Annotated in this window: 8 protein-coding genes and 2 pseudogenes; 5 read left to right on the top strand and 5 right to left on the bottom strand. The window is 74.1% G+C overall.

Features of this window, described 5'->3' with window-relative positions:
- The 4 genes and pseudogenes from B9S61_RS11185 to B9S61_RS11170 form a co-directional block, all read left to right on the top strand.
- Window positions 1–404: pseudogene (locus B9S61_RS11185) on the top strand (TetR/AcrR family transcriptional regulator); the annotation flags it as partial.
- Window positions 405–426: 22 nt separating this feature from the next.
- A complete protein-coding gene (locus B9S61_RS11180; RefSeq protein ID WP_103542120.1) occupies window positions 427–2559 on the top strand; it encodes an SDR family NAD(P)-dependent oxidoreductase in 2133 nt (710 codons plus the stop codon).
- A gap of 410 nt (window positions 2560–2969) precedes the next feature.
- On the top strand, window positions 2970–3536 hold the full coding sequence (locus B9S61_RS11175) for a hypothetical protein (RefSeq protein ID WP_103542119.1): 567 nt from the start codon (window positions 2970–2972) through the stop codon (window positions 3534–3536).
- A 114-nt stretch (window positions 3537–3650) separates the two neighbouring features.
- Complete coding sequence (locus B9S61_RS11170) at window positions 3651–4526, top strand: PhzF family phenazine biosynthesis protein (protein ID WP_103542118.1); 876 nt, start codon at window positions 3651–3653, stop codon at window positions 4524–4526.
- Window positions 4527–4556: 30 nt separating this feature from the next.
- Here the strand turns inward: B9S61_RS11170 and B9S61_RS11165 are convergent, their stop codons facing one another.
- A complete protein-coding gene (locus B9S61_RS11165; RefSeq protein ID WP_103542117.1) occupies window positions 4557–4964 on the bottom strand; it encodes a MerR family transcriptional regulator in 408 nt (135 codons plus the stop codon).
- Window positions 4965–5013: 49 nt separating this feature from the next.
- Here B9S61_RS11165 and B9S61_RS11160 point away from each other — a divergent pair.
- Window positions 5014–5893: pseudogene (locus B9S61_RS11160) on the top strand (NAD(P)-dependent oxidoreductase).
- A gap of 9 nt (window positions 5894–5902) precedes the next feature.
- Here the strand turns inward: B9S61_RS11160 and B9S61_RS11155 are convergent.
- The 4 genes from B9S61_RS11155 to B9S61_RS11140 all read right to left on the bottom strand — a co-directional run.
- The gene (locus B9S61_RS11155) at window positions 5903–6553 is read right to left on the bottom strand and encodes a thymidine kinase (protein WP_103542116.1); all 651 of its coding nucleotides are present in this window, start codon (window positions 6551–6553) and stop codon (window positions 5903–5905) included.
- A gap of 42 nt (window positions 6554–6595) precedes the next feature.
- Window positions 6596–7798, bottom strand: a complete 1203-nt coding sequence (locus B9S61_RS11150; protein ID WP_103542115.1) for an alkaline phosphatase family protein — start codon at window positions 7796–7798, stop codon at window positions 6596–6598.
- Window positions 7798–8385, bottom strand: a complete 588-nt coding sequence (locus B9S61_RS11145) for a DUF5998 family protein (RefSeq protein ID WP_103542121.1) — start codon at window positions 8383–8385, stop codon at window positions 7798–7800. The genes B9S61_RS11150 and B9S61_RS11145 overlap by 1 nt, the downstream gene beginning before the upstream one ends.
- Before the next feature lie 67 nt (window positions 8386–8452).
- The coding region (locus B9S61_RS11140; protein ID WP_181007329.1) for an acetate--CoA ligase family protein at window positions 8453–9305 on the bottom strand (853 nt) is incomplete at its 5' end.

Here is a 9305-nt window from a genome sequence, read left to right as displayed (position 1 = left end):
CCCTCGCGGACGGCTTCGTGGAGTTCCTGGAGGAGCACCCGCACACCACGTTCCTGTGGCTGCGCCGATGGCTCGACCCGACGCGCGGCACGAGCCTCGACCGGGCCTACGCGCTGCCGCTGTACGGCGAGGTCGAGCGGGTCCTGCTGGAGGCCGCCCACGCGGGGACGGTGCGGGAGACGACCCCGCACGTCACGGTGCGCAGCCTCGTGTGGGCGGCGCACGGCCATGTCACCGCGCTGGCGGCCGCCTCCCCCGCCGAGCGGGAGCGTGAACGGTACGAGTTCCGCCTCTGGGTGCGCCGTTTCCTGGACGCGCTCTACGGCCCGCCGCCGGCCGGGACGGAGTCGGGGGCTGGTGCCTCCGCCGGGAGTGACGTAATAATCCATCGCACGTTTGATTAGCTCGAGGAAGGGCGCGGAAGCCATGGGCACAGGGCGGGACACGGCGATGCCGGGGCGGGTGGCCGTCGTCGGGGGCGGGATCGCGGGCATCGCGGCGGTCAAGGCGCTGCTCGGGGCGGGCGTCGAGGTGATCGGGCTGGAACGCGCCGGGGAGCTGGGCGGGCTGTGGCGGCTCTCCGACGACACCGCCGCGTACGAGGGACTGCGGCTCAACACCTCGAAGCCGCGCACCGAGTTCAGCGACCACCCGATGCCCTCGGAGTGGCCCGACTACCCCTCGCGCGGCCAGCTCCTGTCGTATGTCCGGGGATACGCGGAGCGCTTCGGCGTCCCGTCGCACTACCGCCTGCGCACGGAACTCGTCGCCGCGCGGCGCACCGAGGACGGCTGGCAGCTCGAACTCGACGGCCCCGACGGCACGTACGAGGAGTCAGTCGCGCACCTGGTGGTGGCGAACGGGCACAACCACACGCCGCGGCTGCCCGAACCGCCGTACCCCGGCACGTTCGAGGGCACCTCCTCGCACGCGCACACCTACCGCGCACCGACCGGGTTCGCCGGCCGGAGGGTGCTCGTCGTGGGCACCGGCAACTCCGCGATGGACATCGCGACGGAGCTGGCCGGGCAGGCGGACGAGGTGCTGATATCCGCCCGCCGCGGTGTGTGGGTGCTGCCCAGGCGGCTGCTGGGCCGCCCCACCGACCAGTGGAACGGCGCACTCGCGGCCGTACTGCCGTGGCGGCTGCGCCAGCAGGTGTCCCAGGCGATGCTGCGGCTGGCCGACCGGGGCGAGGAGGGGCCGGCGCTGCCCCCGTCGCCCGAGGGCGTGCTCCAGGACCACCCCACGCTGAGCGACACGGTTCCGGCGCTGGTGGCCGCCGGGAAGATCGGCGTACGGGCGGGCATCGAGGGCTTCGAGGGGCGCCGGGTGCGTTTCTCGGACGGGCGGGAGGACGAGGTGGACCACATCCTGTGGTGCACCGGATACCGGGCGACCGTCCCCTTCCTCGACCCGGAACTGGTTCCCGACCCGGCACGGCTGCCGCTGTACCGGCATGTGTTCCCGCTCGACGAGCCCGCGCTCTCCTTCGTGGGGCTCATGCAGTCGACCGGTTCGGCGCTGCCGGTCGTGGAGGCGCAGGGCAGGCTGCTGGCCGCGTACCTGTCCGGTCGGCTGCGCAGGCCGCCCCGGGACCGGATGCTGCCCGAGGTCGTCGCGGAACTGCACGCGGCACGGGCGCGGTGGGGGGCGAGGCGTCCGCACATGAGGATCGACGTGGACCGCTACCTCCGCCAGGTGGCGCGGGATCTGGCCGGCGGGCGGCGCTCCGGACGCTCCCTCGCGGGGCGGCGGGTCATCGTGACGGGAGCCGCGGGGACCTTCGGCCGGGCACTCGGCGCCCGCTTCACCGAACTCGGCGCCCGGGTCGTCGGTCTTGACCTGGTGGTGGACGAGACGGCGCCGGTGCCCGTCGTGGGCTGCGACCTGACCGACCCCGAGTCGGTGGCCAAGGGGGTCGAGGAGGCGGTGCGGCTGCTCGGCGGGGGTGTGGACGTGCTGGTCAACAACGCCGGCCGGGGCGGTCCCGCGCCCGCGGAGCTGCGGCCGTCCGAGGAGGTGCACACCCAGATGCGGCTCAATCTGCTCGGCGCCTGGGAGGTGACGGCCGCCGTGCTGCCCCATCTCGAACGGGCGCGTGGCCGTGTCGTGTTCATCGCCTCGCGGATGGCGATGCTGCCGTTGCCGCTGGCCGCTGCCTACGGAGTCTCCAAGCGGGCGCTCGCCGCGTACGCGGACACGCTGCGGCTGGAGGTCGGCACCCATGTCGGGGTGACGACCGTGTACCCGAGCATGGTGCGCAGCCCGATCCACGACAGCACGCGCGAGGCCGGTCTCTCGCTGGACGGGGTGTCCCGGCCCGAGCCGCTCGACGGGGTGGTGTCCGCGGTGGTCTCCGCGGTCACGGCACGGCACGCGCCGCGCGACGTGGCGACGACCCGCCGGGGCAGGACCGAGATGGCACTGGCCCGGCACGCGCCGGCCCTGGCCGACCGGATCGTGCGGCGGACGGTCGCGTCACGTCTCGCGGCGGGCGCGTTCGCGAAGGCTCCGCTCGCCGAGGGGCTGCGGCGCAGGCACGGCGACGCGGACTGAGCGGACGGAGCGGTGCCGCTGCGGCCGTCTCCGGCACACCCTCCTTCACGAAAGCACCGCTCAGCGGAGGACGGCGGCGCAGGCACGGCGACGCGGACTGAGCGGTGTTGACGCGGCCGCCGTGTCGATCGGAGGCATCACCTCGCCTCGGGGCCGGAGCCGGACCGGCGTCGCTGCCTCCCTGCCCCCCGGCGGGACGGAGAGCGGTGCGGGCGCGGTCACATGTGGCACCGGCGGCGGCCTGACGGGGAGGGCACCGTACGGTTCCCGCCCGCCGCCAGCCCCGCTTCCGCGGGCGGACGAACAAGCTCACGGCTGCGTACAGTACGTTCGGCCGTCGACGGGAGAAGACATGGGACGCGTCGGAGTTCCCCCTCAGCGCCCGGGTGCGCGGGGCCCGGCGTCGCCTGGTGGCCACCGGCGTGGCGGGTGGCGTGCTCGCGGCAGCCACCGTGGCGTCCGTGGCCGGCGACGCCGCCGGCTGGGTGTCCGTACCGCGGCCGGTCCAGGCGGGTCTGGTCCTGGTGACGCTGTTCGTGCTGCCCGTGGTGTGGGTGGGCGCGCACGCCGCGTGGGCGCTGCGCGGGCGGGCCGAACTGTTCGCCGCCGCCGGAGAGCACCCACGGCGGCGGCCCACCGACCGGCAACTGGTCGGCCACCTGCGCGACGAACACCCGCTCACACCCCTGTGGTGGATGCTCTCCGTCCTCGGCGGTCTCGGCACGCTCTGCCTCGGGGTCGCTCTCCCGTTCGCCCTGGCGGACGGCGCCGTACTCGCCGGTGCGCTGCTCGGGGCGGGGCTCGCCGTGTCCCTGGCGACCCTGGCCCTGTCCGTGTCCGGGATCCGCCGCTCCGGCCGCCGGGGCTCGGAGGACCGACGGCGACGTACCGAGCTGTGGTCCCTGTCCAGCGCCGTCGAGCGCCGGCTCGCGGTCTCTCTCCTCGGCACCGGCGACGGAGGGCACCTCGGTACCTGAGACACACGTCCACCGCTGTCCCGGGACGAGGACGCCGACGCCCGTACGGGCCGCCCGGCGGGGCCGGGGCCCCGGCCCGGAATAGCCGCGCCCCGCCCCCGTGTTGCCGCGAGCATGACGACGAACGCGCCGCGGCCCGAGGTTCTGCGCTACACCGCCTTCTCCGGCTCCCCCGACGGCGGGAACCCCGCCGGCGTCGTACTGGACGCCACCGGCCTGGACGACGCCGCCATGCTGGCCATCGCCGCGGAACTCGGGTACTCGGAGTCCGCGTTCCTGACCGCACCCCCGGAGGGACTCGACGGCCCGGAGGGGCGGGCGTACGGCATCCGCTACTTCAGCCCCAGGGCCGAGGTGCCGTTCTGCGGGCACGCCACCGTCGCGACGGCCGTCGCGCTCGCGGAGCGCGTCGGCGCCGGGGAACTGGTCTTCGCGACGCGCGCCGGCACGGTACCGGTGGAGGTGACCGAGGAGGACGGGTCGGTCCGGGCCACCCTCACCAGTGTCGAGCCGCGCATCGAGGAGATCGACGCCGCGGACCTCGCGGAGGCGCTGACCTCGCTCGGCTGGCCGGCCGACGATCTCGACCCGGCCTTCCCGCCCCGGATCGCGTTCGCCGGCGCCCGCCATCTCGTGCTCGCGGCGGCGACCCGCGCCCGTCTCGCGGACCTCGCGTACGACTTCGCCCGCCTCGAAACGCTCATGCACCGACTGGACCTGACCACGGTCCAGTTGGTGTGGCGGGAGTCGGCCGCCGTCTTCCACGTCCGTGACCCGTTCCCCGTGGGCGGTGTCGTCGAGGACCCGGCGACCGGCGCCGCGGCCGCCGCGTTCGGTGCCTACGCCCGTGAGCTCGGCCTGGTCCCCGAGGACGCCGTCCTCACCCTGCACCAGGGCGAGGACCTGGGCCGCCCCGGCGAGCTCACGGTGACCCTGCGCGCGGGTGACCGGCGGATCCGGGTCGGCGGCGCGGGAGCCCGCATCGGCTGAGGCTCCGGTGGCGGCGCCGCACCCGGCTGGTCAGGCGGGCACGGGCTCCGGGCCGGCGCCTTCCAAGGGCGGGTACGTCTCGGCGCCCGTGCGCTCGGCCGCGTCGATGTAGCGGGTCAGGGCGTCGCGAGACCGGGCGAGCCGGTCCATCTGCTCGTCCAGCCGCCGGAGCCGTGACCGCATCGCGGCCAGTAACTCGGGACATCCGACCAGCTCCGGGGCCTCACCCACCGCGCAGGGCAGCAGGTACGCGATGTCCTCGGAGGACAGACCGGCCTCCAGCAGGTGACGGATCTGCCGCACCCGCAGTACGGCGTCCTCACCGTACTCCCGATAGCCGTTCGCGCCCCGGTCCGCCTCCAGCAGACCCTGGGCCTCGTAGTAGCGCAGCTGATGGGCGTTGACGCCCGTCCGGCTGCCGAGTTCCCCGATTCGCATCGCACCCCCGCTTGACCTTCATACCGGTATCAACGTTGACGATGCTGCCATGAACACAACCGACACCCCCGTGACCGTCATCGGACTCGGCCTGATGGGCAGGGCCCTCGCCGGCGCCTTCCTGAAGGCCGGTCATCCCACGACCGTGTGGAACCGCACGGCATCCAAGGCCGACCGGCTGGTGGCGGACGGTGCGCGGCTCGCGCCGACCGTCGGTGCCGCGCTCGAGGCGGGTTCGCTGACGGTTGTCTGCCTCACCGACTACGAGGCCGTACGCGACCTGTTCGGTGCGAGCGACGCCCGGCTCGACGGCACCACACTGATCAACCTGACCTCGGGCAGCTCCGCCCAGGCCAGGGAGACCGCCCGGTGGGCCGAGCGGCTCGGGGCGCACTACCTGGACGGCGCCATCATGGCGATCCCCCCCGGCGATCGGCACCCCCGAGGCGGTGATCCTGCTCAGCGGGCCGCAGGCGGACTTCGGGACGGGGCCGGCACTCGACGCGCTCGGCACCGTCACCCACCTCGGTGCGGACCACGGCCTGGCGTCCCTGTACGACGTGGCCGGTCTGACCATGATGTGGAGCGTCCTGAACGCCTGGCTCCAGGGCACCGCCCTGCTCAGGACGGCGGGCGTCGACGCCGAGACCTGCGCGCCGTTCGCACGGCAGATCGCGGCCGTGGTGGCCGAGTGGCTTCCCGGGTACGCCCGGCAGATCGACAGCGGCTCCTTCCCGGCCGAGGTGTCGGCCCTGGAGACCGACGTGCGGGCCATGGCGCACATGGTCGAGGAGAGCGAGGCGGCGGGTGTCGACACCGGGCTGCCGAAGCTGATCAAGGCGATGGCCGACCGCTCGATCGCCGCCGGACACGGCGGGGAGCAGTACCCCGTGCTGATCGAGGAGTTCGGCGGGTCCCGCACCGGCTGACCGCGCCGGTCAGGCGGTCGACACCGGGAGAACGTCCGGGGACAGTGCCGCCGCGCGGGACGTCGCCGCCGTCATGCGGCGGCGGTGGTGACGGCGGCAGAGGACCTCGTAGCCGATCTCGTCCGTGGAACCGGTGACGTCGCCGACGACCACCTGGGCGCCCTCGACGACCATCACCCCGCCGACCGTACGGGCGTTGTGCGTGGCGCGGGCGCCGCACCAGCACAGGGCCTCGACCTGGAGCACCTCGACACGGTCGGCGAGTTCGACCAGGCGCTGCGAGCCGGGGAAGAGCTTGGAGCGGAAGTCGGTGGTGATGCCGAAGGCGTAGACGTCCAGTTCCAGGTCGTCGACGACGCGCGCGAGCTGGTCGATCTGCTCGGGCGCCAGGAACTGCGCCTCGTCCGCGATCACGTAGTCGGCGCGCCGGCCCCGCGAGAGATGGTCGACGAGGTGCGCGTACAGGTCCGCGCCGTCGCCGACCTCCACCGCGTCCGTGACCAGGCCGAGGCGGGAGGAGAGCTTGCCCTCGCCGGCCCGGTCGTTACGGGTGAAGATCATGCCGATCAGGCCGCGCGCCGAGCGGTTGTGCTCGATCTGGAGGGCCAGAGTGGACTTCCCGCAGTCCATGGTTCCGCAGAAGAACACCAGCTCGGGCATGGGAGGTCGGGAACCTTTCGGCAGGGGACTGCGGGCGGAGTCTCAGGAGCGTACTTCGAGCAGGGGGACCAGTTGCTCGGCAGGGGTCATCGAACCGTGGTTGCCGGCCATCGCCGACTCCCTCGGCTCCCGCTCGGAGGCGATCAGCAGGACGTCGTCCCGCGCGGCGGCGACCACGTCGCCGATGCGGTGGTACACCCGCTCGTCGACGGCCGGCCCGAACCAGCCGGCGGCGATCGCCTCGTCGCGCGAGGCGACCCAGAACTGCTCGCCGAGGACCTCGCGCCAGCAGGTCAGTACGTCGTTCGCCGCGCCGCGGACCGCGTACACGTGCCGGGCGCGGCCCTCGCCGCCGAGGAGGGCGACGCCCGCCTTCAGCTCCCAGTCCTCGTCGAAGTCGACGCGGTGGTCCTCGTCGAAGGGGACGTCGATCATGCCGTGGTCGGCGGTGACGTAGAGCGCGCTGCGCGGGGGCAGTTGCTCGGCCAGGCGCTGGGCCAGCCGGTCGACGTACATGAGCTGGCCGCGCCAGGTGTCGGAGTCGACACCGAAGCGGTGACCGGCGCCGTCGACCTCGGCGTAGTAGGTGTAGACGAGCGCGCGGTCGGCGCCGGCCAGCTGTGCGGCGGCCGTGTCCATGCGGTCCTCGCCGGACAGCCGTCCGTGGAAGGCGCCGCCGCTGAGCGCGACCTTGGTCAGCGGGGTGTTCGCGAAGGTCGGTGAGGACACCTGGGCGGCGTGCACACCCGCGCGGTGGGCCAGCTCGAAGACGGTGGGGTACGGCTGCCAGGCGCCGGGCGGGGACCAGGGCTGCCAGCGGAGCTGGTTCATCAGCTCGCCGGTGTCCGGGTTGCGCACGGTGTAGCCGGGCAGGCCGTGGGCGCCGGGCGGCAGTCCGGTACCGACGGAGGCGAGGGAGGTCGCTGTGGTCGCCGGGTAGCCCGCGGTGATCGGGCGGCCGGTGCCGCCGCGCGAGCTGCCGAGCAGCGAGGTCAGGAAGGGGGCTTCCTCGGGGTGGGCGCGCAGCTGCTCCCAGCCGAGGCCGTCGATCAGGAACACGCAGTTCCGGTCGGCGGGGGCCAGTTCGCCGATGCCGGCGGTCATGCCGGGGACGCCGAGGCCCGCGGCGAGCGTGGGCAGCAGGTCGGCGAGTGAACCGGTGCCGTACTCGGGCACGGGGGCGGAGCGGACGGGGAGCGGTTCCGGGTACTCCGGGTGGGAGTCCCGGACGGTGGACCGCGCCATCAGCGGGTGGTGTCCGCGGTCGCCTCGGAGAGGGCCTGCGCGAAGACGAGCGCCTGGCGCACCGTCTCCGGCCCGTCGCCGGCCTCGCTGACGCGCAGGCTCAGGTCGTCGGCCGTCGAACTGCCCGTGTAGCCGTGGTCGGCCTCGCAGTTGGGATCGCCGCAGGCGGCCGGCTCCAGGTCGATACGGGAGACGGCGCCCCAGCCGATGGTGAGCACGATCTCGCGCGGCAGCGTGCCCGGCTTGTACGACTCCGGGTTGGCCACCACCCGGCTGACCACGATGGAGGAGATCCGGCCGAGCTTGACCGACTCCGTGGACGTGGTGGCGTACGGCGTCGGGGAGGTGGTGTCCGCGGCCTGCTCGTCGGTGTGGCTGACGATGAAGCGGTTGCCGGTGAGCACGAGCACGGTCACGTGCCGCCGCACCTCGTTCTGGTCGAACGTCGTCTCCTGGTGGACCAGGTACGACCGGACGGGCTCGCCACCCACCGCGGCCTCCACCGCCTCGGCCACGAGGGCCGGGTAGTAGCCGCTGCGCTCGATCGCCGCCCGCAGCCCCTGGGTCGTCGTACTGGTCTTGGCCATGATGCCCATCCTAAGGGTGGCCACCGACTGCGAGGCACCGCTCGCCCGCTCCCCTCCCCCGGCGCCCTCAGTACGCGGGGAGGGTGCGGGGTCCGAGGCCGTCGCGGGCCGGCGGCGGGGCCAGGCGTACGGAGGCGCCGAGGACGCTCACGCCGTGCGGGGCGACGACGACCGGCTCCAGGGTGACCGCGACGACCTCCGGATGGTCGTGGACCAGCCGCGAGACCCTCAGCATCAGCTCCTCGAGGGCCGGGGTGTCGACGGGCGCGGAACCTCGCCAGCCGAAGAGGAGCGGGGCGGTCCGGATCGATCGCACCAGCGAGGTCGCGTCCCGGTCGGTGACCGGGATCAGCCGGTGCGCCATGTCCCCGAGCAGTTGCGAGGAGGCCCCGGCGATCCCGAAGGACAGCACCGCGCCGGCGGCGGGGTCGATGACCGCGCGGACGATGGTGTCCACACCGCGCGGCGCCATGCGCTGAACCACCGGACGCAGCTCCGCCGGTGCGCCGAACAGCTCCGACAACTCGGAGTACGCCCGGCGCAGTTGCTCCTCGTCCGCCAGGTCCAGGCGGACGCCGCCCAGGTCGGCCCGGTGCCTGAGGTGCGGGGCGGTCGCCTTGAGGACCACCGGGTAGCCGAGGGTGCGCGCGGCTTCGGCGGCGTCGTCGGGGGTGGGGGCGGGCAGGGCGCGGTGCACCTCGATGCCGTACGTGCCCAGCAGGCCGCGGGTCTCCTCGCTGCCGAGGGTGAGGTCCTGTCCGGGCGAGAGCAGCCCGTCGATGCGCGCGGCGGCGGCCCTCTCGTCGATGTTCTCGTACTCGGGCACCTTGCCGGGCTCGGCCGCGTCCCGCCGCCACTGCGCGTAGGCGACGGCATGCGCGAGGGCCCGGACGGCACGCTCTGAGGCGGGGTAGGCGGGG

Origin of the sequence: Streptomyces sp. SM1, assembly GCF_002910825.1 — a bacterium.
Classification (GTDB): domain Bacteria; phylum Actinomycetota; class Actinomycetes; order Streptomycetales; family Streptomycetaceae; genus Streptomyces; species Streptomyces okerensis.
This window is presented reverse-complemented; position numbering and strand designations above follow the sequence as displayed.

What these genes read in the sequence shown, in the direction of transcription:
- B9S61_RS11180 (WP_103542120.1), top strand. Translation starts at nt 427, where the DNA reads ATGGGCACAGGGCGGGACACGGCGATGCCGGGGCGGGTGGCCGTCGTC.
- B9S61_RS11170 (WP_103542118.1), top strand. Translation starts at nt 3,651, where the DNA reads ATGACGACGAACGCGCCGCGGCCCGAGGTTCTGCGCTACACCGCCTTC.
- B9S61_RS11165 (WP_103542117.1), bottom strand. Translation starts at nt 4,964, where the DNA reads ATGCGAATCGGGGAACTCGGCAGCCGGACGGGCGTCAACGCCCATCAG.
- B9S61_RS11155 (WP_103542116.1), bottom strand. Translation starts at nt 6,553, where the DNA reads ATGCCCGAGCTGGTGTTCTTCTGCGGAACCATGGACTGCGGGAAGTCC.
- B9S61_RS11150 (WP_103542115.1), bottom strand. Translation starts at nt 7,798, where the DNA reads ATGGCGCGGTCCACCGTCCGGGACTCCCACCCGGAGTACCCGGAACCG.
- B9S61_RS11145 (WP_103542121.1), bottom strand. Translation starts at nt 8,385, where the DNA reads ATGGCCAAGACCAGTACGACGACCCAGGGGCTGCGGGCGGCGATCGAG.